We start from the raw sequence: 22,700 nt of genomic DNA on the forward strand, positions 1-22,700 counted from the left end.
ACGCATATGCGTGAATCCAAATATATCGTTGACGTCGCCCTTCAACTCCAATATCGAACAGGACTATACAGGTTTATTGAACAGGTACCCATATGAAGCGGCGCGCGGTTCAACTTTCTCCCGGCACGGGCAAGCCCGAGCAGATCGCCACCGTTCTCGAACATGAGATCCGCTCCGGCGTGCTTGGCTTCGGCGACCGCCTGCAAAGCGAGAACGAACTCGTCCAGCGCTTTTCCGTCAGCCGCAACACGGTCCGCAAGGGCCTCGAGGAGTTGTCCAGCCGTGGGCTGATCACGACCAAGGTCGGCATCGGCTCCTTCGTCACTTTCGACGGCAAGCCGGTCGATGACAGCATTGGCTGGTCGCGGGCGCTGGCCAATGCCGGCGCCAATGCCGAGACGCGGACGCTGCGGCTTGAAGTGATCGAGGATGCCGATCTTGCCGCGCTGCTTGGCATCGAAAGCCCGTTCTTCATCGCCGTCGACCGGGTGCGCACCAATGCTAGCGACGGCCATGCGATCTCCATCGAACGCAGCCGCCTGCCGCTGTCGCCCGAACTGGAGGACGTGCCGCTGCGCGGTCTGCGCGAAGGCTCGCTGCACCAGACGCTGCGCGGCGCCGGCCTCATCCCAGACCATGGCGAGGAATGGGTCGGCATCGAGATGCTGAATGCCGAAGACGCCGCCATTCTCGGCTGCCCGCAAGGCACGCCGTTCCTGCGCGGACGCCGGCTGACGCGTGCGGCCGACGACCGGCCGATCGAATATGTAACCAGCCTGCTCAACCCGGCGCATTTCGCGCTGCATATGAGGTTTTGAGCGATGCCGGACAGAACCAACGACACGCTCGATCGCGCCATGGGCGCGCTTGTCGGTGGGGCGCTCGGTGATGCGCTGGGCATGCCGACGCAGCTTCTGTCGCCGGCGCGGATCGCCGAGCTATACGGCCATGTCGAGGATTTCGTGGCGCCGTTTGCCGATCATCCGGTGTCGAAGGGGCTCGTTGCCGGCACCATCACCGACGATACCGAACAGGCCCTGCTGCTTGGTCGCATTCTCGTCGAGTCCGGCGACCGCTTCGATCATGCGCGCTGGGTGAACGCACTGCTCGACTGGGAGCGCGAGGTCAAGGCGCGCGGCAGCTATGACCTGCTGGGACCATCGACCAAGCGCGCCATCGACGCCATCAATGACGGCGTGCCGGCGGAAGAGGCGGGAAGCCGGGGCGACACCAATGGCGCGGCCATGCGCATCGCGCCGGTCGGCATCATGATGCCGCTGGAACCGCTCGACGCTTTCGTCGCCAAGGTCGCCGAAACTTGCCGTGCCACGCACAACACCTCGATCGCCATCGCTTCGGCCGCAGCAGTTGCCGCCGCCGCCAGCCACGGCGTCGCCGGTGGCGACTGGCGTGCCGCTTCCGACAGCGCGGTAGCAGCCGCGCGGCGAGGCGCCCGGCTCGGACATTGGGTGACTGGTGGCGATATCGCCGCGCGTATCGCCTGGGCGCAGGAGCTCGTGCGCGGCAAGACCATGCGGGATGCGATCGGGCTCATCACCGATCTCGTCGGCACCGGTGTGGCCAGCCAGGAGTCCGTGCCGGCAGCTTTCGCCGTGCTTGAAGTCGCGCAGGGCGATCCCTGGCAAGCGGCAATCATCAGCGCCAATCTCGGCGGCGACACCGACACGATCGGCGCGATTGCCTCAGGCATGGCCGGCGCCTGCGTCGGCTTTTCGCAACTGCCGCAACAACACATTGCCGGGCTCGTCGGCATAGATATGGGGGAGGTGCGCTCGCTTGCCGAAGACCTCGTCGCGGCGCGCACGGCAAAGGCCAGCAAGGATGCCGCGGCATGAGTGGGCGTCTGGTCCATATCGGCAGCGCCGTCGTCGACTATGTCTACCGCATCGACGCCTTGCCGGCGCCGGGCTGCGAGAAGACCGCGTCGAGCTTTGCGCAGGTCGCCGGCGGCGGCTTCAACATGATGGTCGCGGCCAGCCGCACCGGCATGACGGTGGTGTTCGGCGGCCAGCTCGGCAGCGGACCGAATGGCGATTTTTTGCGCACCGCGTTTGCGGCCGAAGGCATCATAACGCTGACGTCGCCATCGCCGGTCATGGACAGCGGCAATTGCGTCGCCATGATCTCCGGCGATGCCGAGCGCACCTTCGTGTCGTGGCCCGGTGCGGAGAGCATTCTCAGCCTCGAGATGATGAGGGCCGTGGTGGTCACGTCTGATGATTGGGTGTTCACGTCAGGCTACACGCTGAGCTATCTCGGAAGCCACAACGCGCTGACCGACTGGATCGAGGCGCTGCCAGAAAACATTCCCTTCGTTTTCGATCCAACGCCGGTCATCGCGGATATCCCACGTCCCATCCTGTCGCGGGTACTTGCCCGTACGACATGGCTGAGCTGCAACATGACGGAAGCGGTCGAGATCGCTGGGCAAGGCGATGTCGAGGCACTCGCCGCCCGGCTGCTCGCCGACCACTGCCCAAAGGCCGAAGGCGTCGTTATCCGCGCCGGCGCCAAGGGCTGTTTCGTGAGGTTGGTCAATGGCGAGACGCAGACCATTGCCGGCTTCAAGGTCGATGCCATCGACACCAATGGCGCCGGCGACACCCATATCGGCGGTTTCGTCAGTGCACTCTCGCGCGGCGTGCATCCCTTCGAGGCGGCGCGCTATGCCAATGCGGCGGCAGCACTTTCCGTCACCCGCCATGGCGGCTCATCGGCGCCGACCGACAGCGAGATCCAGACTTTCCTGAGCCAGGCCGCCACGGGCGAGCCGGGCCAGAACCAGAAGGCCCATCAGACAGCCTGACCCGCCAAGCGGGCAAACAAGAGAGGAACGAACATGCGCATGCCAAGACTGACTGCCCTGCTGACGGCGACCGCCGTCATCACCTCCGCGCTCACGCTGGCCGCCAGTGCCGCCGAAGTGCATGTGCTCAACTGGAAGGGCTACGGCGCCGACGAGCCGTGGGCGATCGAAGCCTTCGAAAAGGCGACCGGCAACAAGGTCGTCAACGACTTCTTCAATTCCGAACAGGAAATGCTGACCAAGATCCGCACCAATCCGGGCCTCTATGACGTGGTCATGATCAACGCCGCCTTCAACGATCAGGCGATGGCGGAAAAGCTGATCCAGCCGATCGATGTCTCGAAGCTGCCGAACTATGCCGACATCAGCAAGGACAAGGCGCAATCGCCGATGCTCGACCATGACGGCAAGGTCTATGGCGTGCCGTGGGTGTGGGGCCTGACGGCGCTGGCAATCAACGAAAAGTCCTTCGACAAGCCACCGACCTCGATCGCCGAAATGTGGGACCCAGCGCATAAGGGCCGGGTCGTCATTCGCGACGACGCTGTCGAAGCGGTGCAGTTCGGCGCCATCGCCACCGGTCAGAATATCAACGACATCAAGGATATGGAAGCGGTCAAGGCGAAGCTGACCTCGCTGATGCCGCAGATCAAGACGTTCTGGAGCTCGGAGAACGACTGGAACCAGATGGTCGCCTCCAACCAGATCGACATCGGCACCTATTGGAGCGGCTCGGCCGACCGTGCCAAGACGCATTTCAAGCTGCCGGTCTCGCTGGTCGTTCCGCAGGAAGGCGCCGTCGCCTGGCTCGACGCGTTCTCTATTCCCGTGGGCTCGAAGAATGTCGAGGGTGCGCAGGCCTTCATCAACTGGATGATCGATCCGAAATTCTATGTCGAATGGGTCACCAAGGTCGGCGCGCCGGTGTCGGCCAACACCAAGGCGGTGGAAGCGCTGCCTGAAGACTCCTTCAACCGCAAGGTGATGGGCGATCCCGAGGTGGCCAAGCGCATCCACTTCCAGGCGCCGATCACCGACGCGCAGCGCGAGGCCTATCTGGCGCTGTGGCAGCAGCTCAAAGTCGACGTGAAGTAACGCTCACGTCCGGACCAGCCGGCGGTTGGCGCCGGCTGGCCCTTCAATCCTGGGGAGGAGGGTATCATGGCAGTACAGGGTGCGGTCGCGTCGCGCAGCGGGCTGAGATCGGCCCTGCCGCTGCTGGCGCCGGCCTATCTCTGGCTGACGGTGGCGATCTTCCTGCCGCTCTCGGCCATGGTATTCTTCTCCTTCATGACCGACCTGCCGCTGTCGGGAAAGCCGTGGGCGTTCACCCTTGGCAATTACGCCGCCTTCTTCTCGCAGAGCCTGTACCTGACGCTGCTGCTCGCTTCGCTGCGGCTCGGCCTCGAAGTGACTTTGTGGTGCGTCGTCATCGGCTACCCCGCCGCCTATGTGCTGGCCAAGGTGCTGAAGGGGCGCAGCCGCGAGGCGATCTTCCTGCTGGTCATCCTGCCGTTCTGGTCGAACGGGCTGGTGCGCATCTTCTCCTGGGCGATGGTGCTGCGCGAGGGCGGCATCCTCGACACGGCGCTCAACGCCGTGCTGCCGTTCAAGATCAACATCGACCTGATGTATTCCTATCCCGCAATCATCATCGGCCTGGTGCACTCCTACGTGCCCTATATGGTGCTGACCTGTTATCTCACTTTGCAGGCCATCGACGACTCGCTGATCGAGGCCGGACGTTCGCTCGGCGCCTCGCGGCTGCAGGTGCTGAAGCGGGTGATCATCCCGCTGTCGATGCCTGGCCTGGTGGCAGGTGCGGCACTGATCTTCGTGCCGGTCGTCGGCTCGTTCATGGAGCCGCGCATTCTCGGCGGCCGCACCGGCACGTTCTACGGGACGGTGATCGAGGACCAGTTCGTCGCCGTCTTCAACTGGCCGCTGGGGGCGGCGCTTTCCTTCATCCTGCTGGCGGTGGTGCTGGTGATCCTGGCGGTTGCCTCGCCGGTGCTGCGGAGGGCTGCTTGATGATGACGACCCGCATCCTCGAAGGACTAGGCCGCTTCTACATCGGACTGCTGCTCGCCTTCCTCTATCTGCCGATCATCATCATGGCGCTGATGTCGTTCAACGTCTCGCCCTTCTACCAATTGCCGTTCGAATGGACGACGGAATGGTATGCCTCGCTCTGGCAGAACGACCAGCTGATCGCGGCCACCTGGAACAGCCTCGAGATCGCGGTCATCACCACGCTCATCTCAGTGGTGCTTGGCTCGGCCGCTTCGCTAGCGCTGTTCCGCTATGATTTCCGCGGCAAGAAAGTGCTGCAGGCGCTGCTGTTTCCGCCAATCGCCATTCCGTGGCTGATCACCGGCACGGCGATGCTGATCTTCTTCTTCGGCGTCGGCATTGGCCGCGGCCTGTTCGCCATCCTGCTCGGCCATGTGGCGCTGGCGCTGCCCTATGTCATCGTCGTCGTCTCGGCCCGGCTGCAGACTTTTGCACCGGAGCTGGAAGAGGCGGCGCGCTCGCTCGGCGCCAACCAGTGGCAAGTGACGAGGCGTGTGACGCTGCCGTGGATCATGCCCGGCGTCATTGCCGGCGGCTTGTTCGCATTTGCCGTGTCGTTCGACCAGTTCGTCGTCTCCTACTTCCTGGCGACCCCGGGGCAGACGACGCTGCCGGTCGAAATCTACGCCGCGATCCGCAAGGGTTTCACGCCCGAGATCAACGCGGTCTCGACCATCATCATCGTCGTGTCGATGGCGCTGATGCTGCTCACGGCGCGCTTCTTCAAATTCGGCGGAGAGAAATAATGGCCGGCGTGCAGGTATCGAACGTCTCCCGCAGTTTTGGCGCGCACAAGGCGCTGGACGACGTCTCCATCGATTTCGCCGATGGCGGTTTCTATGGGCTGCTTGGCCCCTCGGGCAGCGGCAAGACCACGCTGCTGCGCCAGATCGCCGGCTTCGACTTTCCCGATACTGGCCGCATCACCATTGGCGGTGAGAGTGTGGAACGCGTGCCGGTCGAAAAGCGACGCATCGGCATGGTGTTCCAGAACTATGCGCTGTTTCCCAATATGAGCGTCGCCGATAATGTCGCCTTCGGCCTGTCGGTGCGCGGCGAAACGAAAGCGACGATCGCCACCGAAGTGCAGCGCGCGCTCGATCTGGTTCAGCTCGGCAAGCTCGGCGAGCGCCGGCCGCACCAGCTCTCCGGCGGCCAACGCCAGCGTGTGGCGCTGGCGCGCGCCATCGTCACCAAGCCGCGCGTGCTGTTGCTCGACGAGCCGCTCGGCGCGCTCGACAAGGCGCTGCGCGTCGACATGCAGATCGAGCTGAAGCGCATCCAGCGCGAGATCGGCATCACCACCATCTTCGTCACCCACGACCAGGAAGAGGCGCTGACGATGAGCGACCGCATCGGCATATTGCGGGACGGCAGGCTCGTGCAGGAAGGGCCGCCGGAGGAAATCTACGACCGGCCGAAGAGCGAATTCGCCGCCACCTTCCTCGGTGACGCCAATATCCTTCGCGGCGATGCGACCGGCAACGGCATCCGGCTGCCTGATGGCACGGCGATTGCCGCCGGGGTGGGTGGTCGGCTTGCCGCCGGCACAAAGGCCAGCTGCGCCGTGCGACCCGAACGCATTCGTATCGCCACCGATGCCGGGGCATCGAGCGGCAATGCCAACACGCTGAAGGGGCAAGTCTCCAAGCGCATCTTCGCCGGCAACAACAGCACCTATTTCGTCGAGCGCGCCGGCCAGACGTTGAAAGTCATCGTCCAGAATACCGGCAGTGACCGGCTGGCCGAGGGCCAGAATGTAATGCTCAGCTGGTCGCCGGAAAGCACTGTGCTGATTGCCGCTAACTAGTTCGCACCGTCACCCCGGCATCGTTCTGATGGGAATTGATGGAGCGGACCTTGGCTGATCGACGGGCCATGGCGTTATATCCGTCCTCCAGGGAGGAATGGATGGCAGGCCAGGGTTTCGAGCCGGATGTGAGGGTTCGCACTAGCGGATACCGGATCGGTTGCATCGGCGCCGGCATGATCATGGCCGAATGCCATCTTGCCGCCTATGCGCAGGCCGGTTTCCCAGTCGTCGCCATCGCTTCGCGCACCAAGGCCAGCGCCGAGAAGGTAGCTGCACGCTGGAGCATTCCGACCATCCACGACACGCCGGAACAACTGATCGAGAATCCCGAGATCGAGATCGTCGACCTTGCCTTTCCACCCGACCAGCAGCCGGCATTGATCCGCCATGCGCTGAAGCAGCCTCACATCAAGGCGATCCTGGCGCAGAAGCCGCTGGCGCTGTCGGTCGATGAAGCCGTGAAACTGCGCGACGAAGCCGCAAAGTCCGGCAAGATCCTCTCGGTCAACCAGAACATGCGCTACGACCAGTCGATGCGCGTCCTGAAGCAGATCATCGACAGCGGCGCGCTGGGCGACATCGTCTTCGCGCAGATCGACATGCATGCGATCCCGCACTGGCAGACCTTCCTTCAGGACTACGACCGGCTGACGCTCGCCAATATGAGCGTGCATCATCTCGACGTGCTGCGCTTCCTGTTCGGCGATCCCTCGGAAATCACCACGCTGACACGCAAGGACCCGCGCACGACATTCGAACATACCGACGGCATCACCATCTCGACGCTGCGCTTTCCCTCCGGCGTGCTCGCCGTGTCGCTGGAGGATGTCTGGTCCGGACCGCGCCAGGAGGGCTATGAGGACGACCAGCACATCAACTGGCGCGTCGACGGCATCAAGGGTGTCGCCAAAGGCACGATCGGCTGGCCGAAAGGCGTGGCCTCGACGCTGACCTATGCGTCGACCAAGACGACCGGCGGCGAATGGGTCAGCCCGAGCTGGGACACGATGTGGTTCCCGCATGCCTTCATCGGCGTGATGGAGCAATTGCAGCATGCGGTGAAGACAGGCGCGCCGCCGGCGCTCTCCGTCGCCGATAACGTCAAGACAATGGCACTGGTCGAGGCGGGCTACCGCTCGATGGCGCAAGGCCGCACCGTCAAACTGTCCGAGATATCGATCGACTGAACATGCCGCCGAATAGTGTGGCGGCTGAATCGCTTACCGGGAGGAGTTCACATCATGATGCAGGCAGGTATCTTCACCGGCTATTTCCCCTATGAGCTCGCGGAGGCCGCCCGCCGCATCCGTGCACTCGGCTTCAACACAGTGCAGCTCGACATGCATTTCAGGGATGTCGATCTCACGGCCGGGCAGATCACCGGGGACAAGGCGAGGACAGTGCGCGACACGTTTCGCGACCACAATCTGCCGGTCTGCTGCATCTCGGGCTACACCAACATCATCCATCCCGACAAATCCGAGCGCGAGAAGCGCGTCGGCTATCTCAAGGAAATCATCCGCAATGCGCGCGACTTCGGCTCGCCCTACGTGATCTCGGAGACCGGCACCTACAACACCGAATCCGACTGGGTGCATCATCCCAAAAACAAGACCGAGGAAGGCTTCGAGGAATGCCGCAAGGTGATCTCGGATCTTGCCCAGACGGCTTACGACCATGGCGCGGTGTTCCTGCTCGAAACCTATGTCAACAATGTCGTCGGTTCGGTCGAGGAGACGGTCAAAATGTTCGCGCAGGTCGACCATCCGGGCCTCGGCCTGCTGATGGATCCGACCAATTATTTCGAGGCGCACAATATCGACCGCATGGACCAGGTGCTGAACCAGGTGTTCGACACGCTGGCCGACAAGATCCGCATCGCGCACGCCAAGGACGTCAAGCGCTCAGGCAGCGACAAGACCGAGAAGCATGCCGATATCGGCGACGCGGACGCGCATGAGGGGCTGACCTTCCGCGGCGTCGGCGAGATCGAGCTGCCGGCGCCCGGGCTGGGATCGCTGAATTACGATCTCTATCTGCAGCGGCTCAGTGAGAAGCACCCGAACATCCCTGTTATCATCGAGCATCTGACCGAGGACGACGTGCCGCGGGCGAAAACATTTCTCGACGGGAAGTTCCGCGCCAACGGGCTTTGAGGTAGGCGAGACGGTGATGGCGACGGCGGCCAAGACAAAGCGCGATTACGGCCTGGTCGGCGAAAGCACCCGCCGGGCGATCGAGACCGGGCTGGCCTCGGCCGAGTGGTATCACACCGACGTGCCGCGCAAGGCAATGAAGGAAATGATGCAGCGCTCCGACGGGCCGGCGATCCGCGATACAGTGATCTGGATCGCAGCCATCCTGGGCTCGGCCGCCGGCATCGTGTGGTTCTGGGGCACGTGGTGGGTGGTGCCGTTCCTGCTCGTCTATGGCGTGCTCTATGGATCGTCGAGCGATTCGCGCTGGCACGAATGCGGCCATGGCACCGCCTTCCGCACACGCTGGATGAACGATGCGATCTACGAAATCGCCAGCTTCATGGTGGTGCGCAATCCGGTGCAATGGCGCTGGAGCCATGCGCGGCATCACACCGACACGATCATCGTCGGCCGTGACGCCGAGATCGCGGTAATGCGGCCGCCAAATCTGGTCAAGGCGGCGCTTGCCTTCACCGGCATTCTCGATTTCCGTTATTCGCTGCCGATCCTGGCGCGCCAGGCGTTGGGCAAGCTGTCGGACGACGAAAAGAGCTACATTCCTGAGACCGAACAGGGCAAGGCCATCACGGCGGCGCGCTGGCATGTCGCCGTGTACGTTGCGACGATCGCCCTCGCGATCGCGCTGGGTTCATGGCTGCCGCTGGTGCTGATCGGCCTGCCGCGTTTTTATGGCAGCTGGCACATGGTTCTGACCGGCCTGCTGCAGCATATCGGGTTGGCCGACAATGTCGTCGACCACCGGCTGAACACGCGCACCGTCTACATGAACCCGGTCAGCCGCTTCATCTACTGGAACATGAATTACCACGTCGAGCATCACATGTTTCCGATGGTGCCCTACCATGCGCTGCCGAGGCTGCACGAGCTGGTCAAGCACGACCTGCCGGCGGCGAACCCGTCCATGTGGCATGCCTATCGCGAGGTCTGGCCGGTGCTGCTGAAGCAGCTGCGGTACGAGGATTATTTCCTCAAGCGCGAATTGCCGCCGACGGCGCGGCCCTATCGCGGTGAATTTCACGAGCTCGATATGTCGGCGGCGGCCGAGTAGCGAATAAACCACCCGCCTTCTATCCGGCCTGTCACGGGGCCGGTAAGGTGACCGGGAAAAGCAACCAGCCAACAGGGACATCCCGATGAGCCGAAAGAGACCGACCGTCGCCGATCTGCGCGCCATGAAGGGCAAGCGCCAGCTGACCATGCTGCGCGTCCTGACCATGGACGAGGCCGAGGCTGCCGAGCGGGCAGGGGTCGATATCGTCTCGGTGCCGCCCGAGCTGGTGCTCAACCCTGAGTATCGCGATGCGGCGCCCAGCCTGTTCACCATGCCGGGCGAGAATTTTTATGAGATCGGCACGGCGGACGATTTCCTGCGCTGGGCGTTCCGGCTCTACAAGGCCGGCGCCGACGCCGTTTATTGCAGCGCCGGTTTCGCCACCGTGAAGCGGCTCGCCGACGACGCGATCCCCGTCATCGGCCATGTCGGCCTCATTCCGTCCCGCGCCACCTGGACCGGCGGCTTCAAGGCCGTCGGCAAGACCGCCGACACCGCCATGCAGATTTTTGAGGCGGTCAAGCAGTATGAGGCCGTTGGAGCTCTCGGCGCCGAGATCGAAGTGGTGCCGATCGAGGTGGCGAAGGCGATCTCGGAACGGACCTCGCTGATCATGCTGTCGATGGGTGCGGGCACCGGCTGCGACGCGCAATATCTGTTTGCCGACGATATTCTTGGCCAGAACCGGGGCCACATGCCGCGCCATTCCAAGGTCTACCGCAACTTCGCCGCCGAGTACGATCGTCTGCAGGCGGAACGCGTCGCGGCGTTTTCCGAGTACGTTGCCGACGTCGATAGCGGCGCCTATCCGGAAGACAGGCATGTCGTGCGCATGGATCCGGCCGAGCTCAGCCTGTTCATGAAACGGGTGGACGCAAAGGGCTAACTACTCGGCCTCCTTGCCGATCATCGCTGCACCTTGCCATGTTCCGTCAGCGAGCATGGCATGGAGCACCTCGGCATCCGTTCCCAGCGGCCGGTCCTCCCTGAGCATCGCTACATGCGCGCGCACCGCGGTATGGACCGCTGCTGTGCCGGGCGCCAGCTTGAGACCGTCGCGCAGGTCCACGGCCTGTGCGGCGGCCATCAGTTCGAAGGCGATCAGCCGTCGCCACAGCGCGATCATCCCGGCGCATTTCGACACGGCAAGCGGCGTCTGCGTGGCGTGGTCCTCTACGCCTTCGGACACGGCCAGGAAATCCAGCATCACCGGATTGGCCTTGTGGCGGATGCCGGCCAGGATTGCCGTTGCGGTCTTTTGCAGCGGCACGAAACCGGCCGAGGCGCCGCCGACCGGTGACAAATATTTTGGCAGGCCGTTGCGGCCGGAGCCGGCGAGCTGGATGAAGCGGGCAACGCTTGCCGCGGCACATTGCGCGATCGCCAGGCCGAGCGTCTCGAAGGCAAGCGCCAGCGATGCGGTGTGGAAATTGCCGGTCGACAGAACCAGCCCGTCATCGCCCAGCACCAGCGGATTGTCGGCGGCGGCATTGAGTTCGATCTCCAGCGCCAGCCGCGCCTGATCGATCGCCTGGATCAATGCACCATGGATCGACGGCATGCAGCGGATCGACAACGGGTCCTGCAAGGTGGTCGGCGCCGGCTCCTCGTCACGGGCAAGCAGGTCGCGCAGGCCCTTGGCCGCGAGTTGCTGGCAGGCTGCCGGCCGCGCCAGATGCAGGCGCGGATCGAGGATGGTGCGGTTGGCGCCAAACCCTTCCATGGTCAGCGCGCCGGCCTGCTGCTGTTGCGCAAAGGCCGACAGCGCGTCGGCCAGTACCAACGCGCCAGTGCCGGCTGATACCGCCGAGGCGTTGATCAGCGACAGGCCGTCTTTCGGCGCCAGGCTGATCGGAGCCAACCGCGCCATCATCAACGCCTTGGCCGCCGGCATGCGCCGACCCTGATAGTCAGCTTCGCCGTCGCCGGTCAGCAGACGGGCGAGCGCCGCCATCAGCACGAGATCGCCGGCGCCGATCGAGCCCAACTGCGGCATTACCGGATGCACGCCTGCATTGAGCGCATCGACAAGGGCGGTGAAAGCCGCCGGCGAAATGCCGGAGCCGCCGACTGCCAGCATCGCTGCGCGCGCAAGCATGGTCGCCCGCACCGCCTCTTGGGGCAACGGTTCGCCGACAGCGCCGCTTCGCCCTTCCAGCAACTGGCGCTGGAAGGCGCTGGCATCGCCCTCGACCGATGTGCCGAGATTGGCGCCGAGCCCGGTGTTGAGCCCATAGATTTGCTGACCGGACGCGGCGACCTGATCGAGCACTTTTCGCGCTTTGTCGAGCCTCTCGATGACTGTCGGTTCAACCTCGACCTTGCGGCCGCCGCGGGCGACCTGCGCAACGTCCTCGACGCTGACGCCGGCGCCGGTGAGGACGAGCGCGCTCATGCGAAGCGCAGCCTCTGGCCGATGCCTTTATCAGCAGCCTTGGCCAGCATCGCCTTGCCCAGCGCAATGTCGGACAGCGACAGGCCGCGATGCCAGAACAGGATCGTCTCGTCGTCGCTCTGGCGTCCCGGCTTGAGACCGGCAGCGATCTGGCCGAGCTCGGCGTGCAGCGTCGCTTCGCCCAGCCGCCCGGTCTCGACATGGGCGCGCAGCGAGCCGAACTTGCCGCCTTTGCACTGGCCCCAGTCGTCGACGACCATTTTCTGCATGATGTCGGTCAATGACAGCTCCACCGCGCTCATCGTACCATAGGGCACGACCAGCGCACCGGGCTTGATCCATTCGGTCTTGAGCAGCGGCTGCGGCTCCGGCAGCCGCGAGGCCTCGACGACGATGTCGGCGCCCTTGACGCAGCTCTCCCAGTCGGCAACCGCGGTAACTTTCTTGCCGAGATCGGCCGAGAGTTTGGCAGCGAAGCCGTCGCGGCTTTTCGGGCGGCGCGAATGAACGCGGATCTCGTCGAAGTCGAAGAGATGGTCGAGCAGGCGGACATTCCAATAGGCGGTGCCACGTGCGCCGATATGGGCCAGCACCTTGGAGTTCTTGCGCGCCAGATGTTTGGCGCCGATAGCGGTGACGGCGCCGGTGCGCATGTCGGTGATGACGGTGGCGTCGAGAATGGCGCGCGGCGTGCCGGTGCGCGGATCGAACAGGTTTAGAATGCCAAATTCTGAAGGGAGCCCGTGCAGATAATTGTCGACATAGTCGCCGACGATTTTCACGCCCGCCGTATCGAGCGGCGCAACGTAGCCGCGCAGAACGTTGAAATGGCCATGGAAGGAAGGGTCGGGTTCAAGATGGACGCGCGGCTCGATCACCGTCTGGCCATTGCCTTGCGCGATAAGCCCGGCTTCGACAGCGGCAATGATTTCGCCGTCGGTCATCTCCAGGGCTTCGATATCTAGGGCATTGAGGTAGTCGATATAGATAGGCTTCATGCAATGTCCTTGGCCGCCCGCCCATCCATAACAGGCTGCGAGCCGACACGGAAGTTTGTTGGATAAGCTCTGGACGGGGCCAGCCATATGCTGTTCAACGCGGTTCGCTATGACTGCCGTTCCCGACACCGAGGCCTCCGCCGCAACCGCCAGCAATGCGCGGCGCGTGGCGTTGATCGTTGCCATCGCGTTTTTCATGCAGCTGCTGGATTCGACGATCATCTCGACCTCGCTGCCGCAGATGGGACAATCCTTCGGCGTGACGGCGGTGGCGATGAGCATCGGCATCACCGCCTACATGCTGACCATGGCGGTGTTCGTGCCGCTGTCGGGCTGGCTTGCCGACCGCTTCGGCGCGCGCAACATCTTCCTGCTGGCGATTGTGCTGTTCACGCTGGCCTCGCTGGCCTGCGGCTTCTCGCAAAATCTGCCTCAGTTCGTTGCCGCCCGTGTCGTGCAAGGCCTGGGCAGCGCGCTGATGACGCCGGTCGGGCGCATTCTGGTGCTGCGCAATGCGTCGAAGTCGGAGCTGCTCAACGCCACGGCGCTGATCACCTGGCCGGCGTTGTTTGCGCCCGTGGTCGGGCCGGTGCTTGGCGGCTTCATCACAACCTATCTCTCCTGGCACTGGAATTTCTTCATCAACATCCCGCTTGGGCTGGTCGGGCTGGCGCTGGTCGCGCGCTTCATTCCGGGCGACCGCGCGGCCGATCCCAAGCCGCTGGATTGGCCGGGGTTTTTCCTCACGTCGCTGGGGCTCGCGCTGCTGCTCTACGGCCTTGAGCGCATCGCACATCCGGAAGACGGCGCTTTGCCCGCCGTGCTGCTGATTGCCGCCGGCATCGTCATCGGCTGGCTGGCGGTGCGGCATCTCCGGCGCGCGCCGCATCCGCTGCTCGATCTCAGCGCGTTCAGGGTGCAGACCTTCGCCATCTCTACGCTTGCCGCCGGCACCATTTTTCGCGTGGCGATCAACGCCACGCCGTTCCTTTTGCCGCTGCTGTTTCAGGTCGGCTTTGGCCTTTCGCCGGTCGATGCCGGCTTGATGATCCTGGCCTATTTCCTCGGCAATCTCGGCATGAAGACGGTGACGACGCCGACGCTGCGGCGCTTTGGTTTTCGCACGGTCATGGTCGTCAACGGCCTGATCGCCTCGGCCTCGATCATGGCCTGCGCGGCGATCTCGCCGGAGACGCCGCAGGCGCTGGTGGTAGCGCTGATGCTGATCGCCGGCCTGACGCGCTCGATGCAGTTCACAGCGCTGAATACTCTGGCCTTCGCCGATATCGATGCGGCGCAGCGCAGCTCGGCGGCGACTTTGTCGTCCATGCTGCAGCAGATATCGATGCTGTTCGGCGTGGCGGTGGCGGCTGCCATTCTCAACCTGTCGCAGATCGTCAGGGACCGGCCGGCGCTCGACCTCGTCGATTTTCGCATCGCCTTCCTGATCATCGGCGCCATCGGGCTGGTGGCGGCGTTGCGGTTCCTCGTGCTGCCGCCCGGTGCAGGCGCCGAAGTTTCAGGCCACATGACCAGGACCTGAATTCGCAATTTTCGCCGCTCAGGCGGCAATTAATTCCGCCTCGTGCTTTCGCCTCAGAACGGCACCTTCGCGCATACACGCAATGGCGCAACCAAATGCCAAAAGCGCAGCCTTTTCCTAGGATTGCGCCAGTTCTAGCAATCGGTGCGTCCACTGGAAGATTATCACTGCCAACGGGCGTTCCGAGCGCGGATTCATTTGACGAAGCGGCGCCGAGCCGATTAGCTTTCTTCGGAAGGGGTGGCAGAGCTGCCATCGGGGCGAATGCAGACATGAACACGATTGGCTGGCCAAATGTCAGGAGCCTGAATCAGGAAGGCATTGTCTTTGCCATCGCCGTGGTGCTGTTCGTCGCCGCTGCCATTGGGCTGCCTGGTTTCATCGCTGCCAACAATCTCGTTGCCATCGTCCGCTCGGTGTCGGTGCTGGGCATTTTGGCGCTCGGCATGGCGGTCGTCATAATCGGCAGGGGCATCGACCTGTCGGCGGTGGCGATCATGGCGATGTCGGTCGCCTGGTATCTACAATTGCTCAACGCCGGAACGCCTGATGGGCTCGCCTTCGCCTATGTGCTGGCAGGCGTGCTCGCCATCGGCCTGCTCAACGGTTTTCTCGTCGCTTATGCCGACGTGCCGGCGATCTTCGTGACGCTGGCGACCGGCTCCTTTGTCTTCGGCTATGTCCGCTCGCAACTGATCACGCAGGATGCGGTGCCGGTGCCTCAGGGCCATTGGGTGGAGCTGCTCGGCGGCCTGCGTTTCCTCGACATTCCGATCGAAGTGTTCGTCTTCGCCGGGCTCGCCTTCCTGTTCTTCGTGTTCCTGCGCTACACCAAATGGGGCCGCTACATCTATTTCGCCGGCGACAATCCGGTCGCCGCGCGCAATATCGGCATTCCGGTGCGGCCAATGCTGGTGCTGCGTTATGTGGTTTCGGCCTTTGTCGCGCTGATCGCCGGCCTGCTTACGGCGGCAAGCCTGCATTCGATCAACACCCGCGTCGTCAACTCGACGCTGCTCTATGACATCGTGCTGGTGGCGGTGATCGGCGGCATCGGCCTTTCCGGCGGGCGGGGCGGGGTGCGCAACGTGCTGGTGGGCGCTGCACTGATCGGCATCCTGTCGAACGCGATGACGATCATCGACATTCCGCTGCTGTATCAAAACCTGATCAAGGCGGCGATCCTGCTCGGAGCCATCATCGTCGACGGCATCATCAACCCGCGCGACGAACAGACTGCGCAGCAGGGCGACATCTAAGGGGTACCCGACCGGGTCATGCCGACCGGCCGGCAATAAGTGAAAAACAGAGGATGTGACATGAAACTGATCAGAACACTGATGGCGGCCGCCACGGCGCTTGCCGCTACCGCCTTCGTCGCGCCGACCTTCGCCGCCGACGATCCGGGCCCGGCCGCATACGCGCAGGCGCTCAAGGGCAAGCGCGTCATGCTGGTGCCGCTGGCGATGGGCTTCGACCTTGCGCAGGGCTGGTCGCACTATCTGAAGACGGAAGTCGAGGCCTGGGGCGGCACCTTCGAAACACGCGATCCGAACTGGGTCGTCGATGCCGGTGCACAGGCGATCACCGACGCGATCTCGTCCGACACAAGGCCGGACGTGCTGATCATCCATGCGCCGGATCTCAACTCCTATTCCAAGCTGATGAAGAAGGCGCAGGCTGCCGGAACCTACGTCATACTGGTCGACAATCCCGCCAACTTCCCGGCCGACGCCTTTGTCGGCAGTGACTGGGACCGGCTCGGCCAACTCGAGGCCGAAGCGGCGATCAAGGGCTGCGGCGAGAATTCGTCGAAGAAGATCGGCCTTGTGCAGGGTGATCAGGCCAACTCGTCCAGTCTCTACCAGTATGCCGGCATCATGAAGGTGCTGGAGAAGCACCCCGACTTCAAAGTCGTGGCCAAGCCCGACTCCAACTGGGATCCGACGACGTCGCGCAACGTGACGACGACAATGCTGCAGCAGAACCCCGACATCTGCTCGATCATCGACTTCTGGGATGGTGACGCCACCGGCGCATCCGCCGCCATCCGCGACGCCAAGCTCGACGGCAAGGTCTTTTTGGTCACCACCGGCGGCGGCGAGAAGGCGGCCGATTGCGACAAATTGCAGGACGGAACTTACGGCGCCGTGGTGATGACCGATCTGGCTCGCCAGTCCGGCGACATGAACGCTATCATCAAGTTCCTGCTGCAGAGCGGCCAGCCGGCCGGCACGTCGCACACCTACATCTACACACTGGAGAAGGCTACGACCAAGGCCGACCTCAAGCCCGACAGCTGCTGGGACCTGAAGGCACTGCAGGCCGAAGCGGCGGCGAAGTAAGCCGCGCTTTTTCGACTGAAATAAACGAGGTGGCTGGACAATCCGGTCACCTCGTTCCCTCATGGAATAGCAGCCGCCGATGTCCTTTCGCGAACGCCTCCAGTCCTGGCGCTACAATCTCGTGCCCGACCATCTGGTCGGCGAAATCCTGACAAAACGCTGGACCGACAACGCCATTCCGTTCCTGGCGCTGGTGGCGACGCTCAGCGTGTTCGGCTCGATCATTCCCGGCTTCTTCAAGCTGACCTCGCTACAGGAATCGACCCGCCAGCTCGGCGAGTTCTCGATGGTGGTCACCGGCATGACGGTGGTGATGCTGGGCGGCGGCATCGATCTGTCCGTCGGTTCGATCTTCGCGCTGTCCTGCTTCTCCGCCGTCTATGTCTTCTTCATCCTCGAACAGTCTATCTGGCTGGCGCTGGCGGCATCGCTTGCCACCGGGCTCATCTTCGGCGCCGTCAACGGCTACCTCGTCGGCTATCTCAGGCTGCGCGCCTTTCTGACTACGCTGGTCACCTTCATTTTTGGCCGGGCGCTGTTCGATATTCTCGTCACCACCTATGCCGCCGACGTGCAGCTTTCCCAGGCGACATCGGATGTGCTCGACTTCATCGGCGACAGCACCTTCTGGGGGCTTTCGGTCTCGGTGTGGCTGGCGATCATTCTTGCCATCGTCACGCATATCGCGCTGACGCGCTCACGGCCGGGCTGGCATGTGCTGGCGGTCGGCGGCTCCAGGCGCTCGGCGCACAATGCCGGCATTCGCGTGCGCCGCACCGTGTTCATGACCTATGTCTTTTCCGGCTTCTGCGCCTCGATCGGCGGCTTCCTCATCGCTTGCCGCCTGAGTGGGGCAGGGCCGGGCACCGGCCTCAACCTGGAGATCATGGCTCTGACGGCGGCGGTGGTCGGCGGCGTCAGCCTGGGTGGTGGCCGCGGCTCGGTCATCAAGGGGCTGATGGGCGCCATCATCGTGCTGACCATGACCAACGGGCTGATCCGGCTGGGCTATGGCACCGGCACCAACCAGATGGTGCTGGGCATCATGCTGGCGGTGGCGGTGACGATCGACATCCGCTGGCTGAAGAACCGCCATAAGGTGCTCAACGAAGTCTATGTCGCGCCGGTCTATCTCAAGATGGGCGAGACACAGTCTGCGGTGCCGGGCTCAGGCACGCCCTACGCGCTCGACAACCGGCTGTCGGCGGCCGACCATATCGGGCTCGGCGAGTTGGAAGGGCCGGAAGACGTCATCCTCGACCGCGACGATCACCTCTATTGCGGCACGCGCCATGGCGAGATCGTCCGCTTCTTCGCGCCGGACTATGTGAAATCGGAGGTGTTTGCCCACATCGGCGGCTTTCCGCTGGGCCTGGCCTTCGACAAATCGGGCAATCTGATCAGCTGCGTCGGCGCCATGGGGCTCTATTCCGTCTCGCCGGATCGGGAAGTGAAGCGCCTGTCGGCCGAGACGTCGCGCTCCTGGACCTCGATCGTCGACGATGCGCGGCTGCGCGACCCCAATGATTGCGACATCGCGCCGGACGGGCGCATCTATTTCACTGATTCCACCAAGCGCTATGACGCCCACGATTGGGCACTGGACTCGATCGAGAACCGCGCCACCGGCCGGCTGCTGGTCTATGACCCGAAGGACGGTTCGACGAAGACACTGCTCGACGGCTACCGCTACACCAACGGTGTGTGCATGGCGCATGACGGCAAGTCGCTGTTCTTCGCTGAGAGCTGGGCCTGCCGCGTGCATCGCTACTGGCTGGAAGGGCCAAAGGCGGGCGCCGACGAATGCGTCATCCGCGACATGCCGGGCTATCCCGACAACATCAACCGCGCCTCCGACGGCAATTACTGGATGGCATGGCTCGGCATGCGCACGCCCAGCTTCGACCTGTCGCTGCGCCATCCCGATATGCGCAAGCGCATGACGCGCCGGCTGCCGCAGGACGAGTGGCTGTTCCCCAACATCAACACCGGCGGCGTGGTGAAATTCAACGACAAGGGCGGCATTATCGAGGCGATGGGCGACCTCACCGGCGGCGCGCATCCGATGGTCACCTCGATGCGCGAGCACAAGGGTTTCCTGTTCGTCGGCGGCATCCTCAACAACCGCATCGGCCGCTACAAGATTGCGGGCGCGGACCCGACCTGGACCAGCTCCGCTTCTTATTGGGGAACGCAGCCATGATCCTCGATCCTGTGCTCGACCTGTTTCGTGGCAAGGCGGTGACCATCCCACCGCTCGACGGTGCCTTCCGTCCCAACACGCGGCTGGACGAGGCGCCAGTGTTCGCCCATTTGACGGAGCCCGACAATCTTCTGGTTGCCGATGGCCGGCTGCTCGTTTCCAGCGGCAATGCGGTATATTCGCTTGCCGCAGGGGTGGAGCCGAAGGTTGTCGGGACCTTTCTTTCCCCCATCACGGCGCTGGCTCTATCACTGTCGGGCGAACTGACGGTGGGGTTGGAAAGCGGCAAGCTGCTGGTTGCCGGCAAGGAGGTTTCGCTGCCGGCCGGCGTCAGCTGCATCACCGCGCTTGCCTATGCAGACGACGGCACGTTGTGGCTGGCCCATGGCTCGGCTGAGCACACGCCGTCGCAATGGGCCGCCGACCTGATGAAGAAGGGCGCGTCCGGATCGCTTTGGAGGCGGGACGCAGCCGCCGCCGAGTTCCGCAAAGTGGCCGGCGATATCGCCTTTCCCTATGGGCTGCATCCCATTGGGCGGGATGTGCTGGTCAGCGAAAGCTGGCGCCATCAGCTCGTTCGCTTCGATGGTGCGACCGGTAGCCGCTCGACCGTGCTGACGCATCTGCCCGGCTATCCCGCGCGCCTCGCGCCGGCCGGCGATGGCGGCGCGTGGCTGGCTCTGTTCGCGCCACGCAACCGGCTGATCGAATTCGTTCTCCAGGAAACCCACTATCGGCGCGACATGCTAGACCAGGTGGCGCCGGCCTACTGGATCGCGCCGGCTTTGGCCTCCAATCGCAGCTTCCTCGAACCGCTGCAATGCGGCGGCATCCGCACCATGGGCATCCACAAGCCCTGGTCGCCGAGCCGCTCCTATGGGCTGGTGGTCAGGCTCGATCAGAACATGCAGCCGCAATTCAGCCTGCACAGCCGCGCCGACGGCACGCGCCATGGCATCTGCAGCGTGGCGGAAACGGACGGCCGCCTGTTCATCGCCTCCAGGGGCGGCGATTGCGTGCTGGCCATCGACGCAGGAGGTCTCTGATGGAACCGATCGTGCGCCTGGAAAATGTCACCAAGAACTATCGCGGCGTGCCCGCGGTCAGACAAGTCAGCTTCGAACTGCGCAAGGGCGAAATCCACGCGCTGCTCGGCGAGAACGGCGCCGGCAAATCCACGCTGACCAAGATCATCGCCGGCGTCGTCGACGCCACCTCAGGCAAGATGTTCCACAAAGGCCGCGAGATCGCCTACGCCTCGCCGCATGCGGCGCTCGAGGCCGGCATCGCCATGGTGTTCCAGGAGACCAGCCTGGTGCCGTCGATGACGGTGGCGCAAAACCTCTATCTCGGCACCGAAAAATTCCTCAACCGGCTGCGCGGCACCTACATTTCGGCGCAGCAGTTTTTGCAGTCGCTGAACTTTCCGGTCGACCCCAACGCCATGGTGGCGACGCTGGGCGCGGCCAAGCGTCAGATGGTCGAGATCGCGCGCGCCGTTCACCACAATGCCGAGATCATCATCTTCGACGAGCCGACGGCGACGCTGACGCCGGAGGAGAAGCGGCACTTTTTCGCACTGATCCGGCGGCTGAAGGCGAACGGCGTCTCGATCGTCTTCATCAGCCATGCATTGGAAGAGGCGCTGATGATCGCCGACCGCATCACAATCCTGCGCGATGGCGAGCTGGTCATAACCGACGACACATCGGCCTTCGATCGCGACAAGATCGTCGCCGCCATGGTCGGGCGTACACTGTCGGGACAGATCTATCGCCAGCGCGACGAGGCCAGGCTGCGCAAGGCCGGCAAGAAGGTGCTGTCGGTGCAGGACGTTTCGATGAGCAATGTCGTGCGCAACACCTCCTTCTCGATCTTCGAGGGACAGATCACCGGCGTGTTCGGGCTGATCGGCTCCGGCCGCACCGAGACCTTCAAGATCGTCTCCGGCATCTACAAGCGCGATTTTTTGCGCGGTGGCGCGATTGAACTCGACGACAGGCCGGTGCGCTATCTCGTGCCCAGTGAGGCGGTCGCCGACGGCATCGTCTATGTTACCGAGGACCGCAAGAGCGAGGGCATTTTCGAGACGATGGGCATCGCCGAGAACCTGTTCGGCGGGCTGCTGGCGGCGGGCCGCGAAAAGGCCTGGGTGATCAACCAGCAGGAGATGCGCACGCTTTCCGCTGAATGGACGAAGACGCTGAACATCAAGGCGATCAACGACAATGCCCGCGTGGTCGAGCTTTCCGGCGGCAACCAGCAAAAGGTGGTGATCGGCAAGGGGCTGGTGCAGCAGCCGCGTATCGTGATCTTCGACGAGCCGACGCGCGGCGTCGATGTCGGCGCCATCGCCGAGATCCACCAGATCATCAACCGGCTGGCCGACGAGGGATTGGCCGTCGTCGTTATCTCGTCGTACCTGCCGGAAATCATGAACCTGTCGGACCGGATTCTGGTGTGCCGGCAGGGCCGCATGGTCGAGGAGTTTTCGCCCGCCGAGGCGACGGAGGAGAAGATCATGTATGCGGCGGTTCATTAGGTTTCTGGTCGGTGTTTGAGGGTGCGCATACGTCGCCAATTGGCGAAGGCCTCAGCGCCTTCGTCATCCTCGGGTCTCTCCGCGACGGCGCTTCGCGCCTGCTTCGCCCGTGAATGACGAAGCTGAGATGCTTCGGCAATCGCCATGGTTCTGTCAGCATCAAAAACTGAATCGGAATAGCCGGTTAGCCGCCCTTGCTCGAGACCTGATTCAACCACCTGATCCACCGATTCAACGAAAGGAAACGCCATGGCCGCCACAAAACTCCTCAGCGATGCTGAGGTCGAAAAAATCCCGGTTGCGAAGGCTGTGTTCGATGACATCCGCGCGACGCGCAAATCGGATTTCGTCAACAATTTCTGGCGTGGGCTCGCCAACGATCCGGCCTTGCTGAAACGGACATGGGAACAGGTGAAGGTGGTGATGGCCACGGAGAGCGCCATCGACCCGCTGACCAAGGAAATGATCTATATCGCGGTGTCGACCGCCAATGGCTGCTCCTACTGCGTCCATTCGCATACGGCAGCCGCCCGCGCCAAAGGCTTGACCGATGCGCAGCATGGCGAGCTGGTGTCGATCATCGGGCTGGCCGGGCAGACCAACCATCTGGTGACTGCGATGCAGATTCCGGTCGATCCTGAGTTTGAAGTGAAGTGAGGGGCGGATTTCCCTTCTCCCCTGTGGGAGAAGG

Annotated in this window: 21 protein-coding genes; 18 read left to right on the forward strand and 3 right to left on the reverse strand. The window is 63.5% G+C overall.

What is annotated here, in order from left to right:
• The first annotated feature begins 92 nt into the window (after positions 1-92).
• The 11 genes from NKK50_RS01015 to NKK50_RS01065 all read left to right on the forward strand — a co-directional run bounded on the left by NKK50_RS01015 (position 93) and on the right by NKK50_RS01065 (position 10,869).
• Positions 93-818 (forward strand): GntR family transcriptional regulator, encoded by a 726-nt coding sequence (locus NKK50_RS01015; RefSeq protein WP_023687928.1) that lies wholly within the window; start codon positions 93-95, stop codon positions 816-818.
• Positions 819-821: 3 nt separating this feature from the next.
• Positions 822-1,856: an ADP-ribosylglycohydrolase family protein gene (locus tag NKK50_RS01020; protein WP_023749931.1), complete on the forward strand. Its 1,035-nt coding sequence runs from the start codon at positions 822-824 to the stop codon at positions 1,854-1,856.
• Complete coding sequence (locus NKK50_RS01025) at positions 1,853-2,827, forward strand: PfkB family carbohydrate kinase (protein WP_352543023.1); 975 nt, start codon at positions 1,853-1,855, stop codon at positions 2,825-2,827. Before NKK50_RS01020 ends, NKK50_RS01025 begins: the two co-directional genes overlap by 4 nt.
• 33 nt (positions 2,828-2,860) lie before the next feature.
• A complete protein-coding gene (locus NKK50_RS01030; protein ID WP_352543024.1) occupies positions 2,861-3,922 on the forward strand; it encodes an ABC transporter substrate-binding protein in 1,062 nt (353 codons plus the stop codon).
• 66 nt (positions 3,923-3,988) lie between these two features.
• Positions 3,989-4,858 carry an ABC transporter permease gene (locus NKK50_RS01035; protein ID WP_023685260.1) on the forward strand — a complete coding sequence of 290 codons (870 nt, stop codon included), beginning with the start codon at positions 3,989-3,991 and terminating at the stop codon, positions 4,856-4,858.
• Complete coding sequence (locus tag NKK50_RS01040) at positions 4,858-5,646, forward strand: ABC transporter permease (protein WP_023696229.1); 789 nt, start codon at positions 4,858-4,860, stop codon at positions 5,644-5,646. The genes NKK50_RS01035 and NKK50_RS01040 overlap by 1 nt, the downstream gene beginning before the upstream one ends.
• Positions 5,646-6,710, forward strand: a complete 1,065-nt coding sequence (locus NKK50_RS01045) for an ABC transporter ATP-binding protein (protein WP_023714829.1) — start codon at positions 5,646-5,648, stop codon at positions 6,708-6,710. The genes NKK50_RS01040 and NKK50_RS01045 overlap by 1 nt, the downstream gene beginning before the upstream one ends.
• A 101-nt stretch (positions 6,711-6,811) precedes the next feature.
• A complete protein-coding gene (locus NKK50_RS01050) occupies positions 6,812-7,900 on the forward strand; it encodes a Gfo/Idh/MocA family protein (RefSeq protein WP_352543025.1) in 1,089 nt (362 codons plus the stop codon).
• Positions 7,901-7,954: 54 nt separating this feature from the next.
• On the forward strand, positions 7,955-8,869 hold the full coding sequence (locus NKK50_RS01055) for a sugar phosphate isomerase/epimerase family protein (protein ID WP_023705643.1): 915 nt from the start codon (positions 7,955-7,957) through the stop codon (positions 8,867-8,869).
• A 16-nt stretch (positions 8,870-8,885) separates the two neighbouring features.
• On the forward strand, positions 8,886-9,980 hold the full coding sequence (locus tag NKK50_RS01060; RefSeq protein WP_023736018.1) for a fatty acid desaturase family protein: 1,095 nt from the start codon (positions 8,886-8,888) through the stop codon (positions 9,978-9,980).
• 85 nt (positions 9,981-10,065) lie between these two features.
• Complete coding sequence (locus NKK50_RS01065) at positions 10,066-10,869, forward strand: 3-methyl-2-oxobutanoate hydroxymethyltransferase (RefSeq protein WP_023682254.1); 804 nt, start codon at positions 10,066-10,068, stop codon at positions 10,867-10,869.
• On the opposite strand, the gene NKK50_RS01070 is transcribed toward NKK50_RS01065, so the two are convergent.
• Positions 10,870-12,378 (reverse strand): HAL/PAL/TAL family ammonia-lyase, encoded by a 1,509-nt coding sequence (locus tag NKK50_RS01070; RefSeq protein ID WP_023815628.1) that lies wholly within the window; start codon positions 12,376-12,378, stop codon positions 10,870-10,872.
• Positions 12,375-13,376: an ornithine cyclodeaminase family protein gene (locus NKK50_RS01075; RefSeq protein ID WP_023829197.1), complete on the reverse strand. Its 1,002-nt coding sequence runs from the start codon at positions 13,374-13,376 to the stop codon at positions 12,375-12,377. Before NKK50_RS01075 ends, NKK50_RS01070 begins: the two co-directional genes overlap by 4 nt.
• A gap of 109 nt (positions 13,377-13,485) precedes the next feature.
• Here NKK50_RS01075 and NKK50_RS01080 point away from each other — a divergent pair, with 109 nt between their 5' ends.
• The 6 genes from NKK50_RS01080 (at position 13,486) to NKK50_RS01105 (ending at position 22,009) form a co-directional block, all read left to right on the forward strand.
• A complete protein-coding gene (locus NKK50_RS01080; RefSeq protein ID WP_023833946.1) occupies positions 13,486-14,919 on the forward strand; it encodes a DHA2 family efflux MFS transporter permease subunit in 1,434 nt (477 codons plus the stop codon).
• A gap of 272 nt (positions 14,920-15,191) precedes the next feature.
• Positions 15,192-16,178, forward strand: a complete 987-nt coding sequence (locus NKK50_RS01085) for an ABC transporter permease (protein ID WP_023699681.1) — start codon at positions 15,192-15,194, stop codon at positions 16,176-16,178.
• Between the two features lie 60 nt (positions 16,179-16,238).
• Positions 16,239-17,264, forward strand: a complete 1,026-nt coding sequence (locus NKK50_RS01090; RefSeq protein WP_023668177.1) for a sugar ABC transporter substrate-binding protein — start codon at positions 16,239-16,241, stop codon at positions 17,262-17,264.
• Between the two features lie 79 nt (positions 17,265-17,343).
• Positions 17,344-19,467: an ABC transporter permease gene (locus tag NKK50_RS01095; protein ID WP_352543026.1), complete on the forward strand. Its 2,124-nt coding sequence runs from the start codon at positions 17,344-17,346 to the stop codon at positions 19,465-19,467.
• Positions 19,464-20,513 carry a hypothetical protein gene (locus NKK50_RS01100; protein ID WP_352543027.1) on the forward strand — a complete coding sequence of 350 codons (1,050 nt, stop codon included), beginning with the start codon at positions 19,464-19,466 and terminating at the stop codon, positions 20,511-20,513. Before NKK50_RS01095 ends, NKK50_RS01100 begins: the two co-directional genes overlap by 4 nt.
• Positions 20,513-22,009 carry a sugar ABC transporter ATP-binding protein gene (locus tag NKK50_RS01105; protein ID WP_352543028.1) on the forward strand — a complete coding sequence of 499 codons (1,497 nt, stop codon included), beginning with the start codon at positions 20,513-20,515 and terminating at the stop codon, positions 22,007-22,009. The genes NKK50_RS01100 and NKK50_RS01105 overlap by 1 nt, the downstream gene beginning before the upstream one ends.
• On the opposite strand, the gene NKK50_RS01110 is transcribed toward NKK50_RS01105, so the two are convergent.
• Positions 22,006-22,260: a hypothetical protein gene (locus NKK50_RS01110; RefSeq protein ID WP_352543029.1), complete on the reverse strand. Its 255-nt coding sequence runs from the start codon at positions 22,258-22,260 to the stop codon at positions 22,006-22,008. The two genes, NKK50_RS01105 and NKK50_RS01110, sit on opposite strands and share 4 nt — an antisense overlap.
• Between NKK50_RS01110 and NKK50_RS01115 the strand changes: the two genes are divergently transcribed.
• Entirely contained in the window at positions 22,259-22,666 is a 408-nt protein-coding gene (locus NKK50_RS01115) for a carboxymuconolactone decarboxylase family protein (protein ID WP_023699677.1), read from the forward strand. The genes NKK50_RS01110 and NKK50_RS01115 overlap by 2 nt on opposite strands.
• The last annotated feature ends 34 nt before the right edge of the window (positions 22,667-22,700 follow it).

This window comes from Mesorhizobium sp. M0001, from assembly GCF_040324255.1.
In the GTDB taxonomy this organism is placed as follows: domain Bacteria; phylum Pseudomonadota; class Alphaproteobacteria; order Rhizobiales; family Rhizobiaceae; genus Mesorhizobium.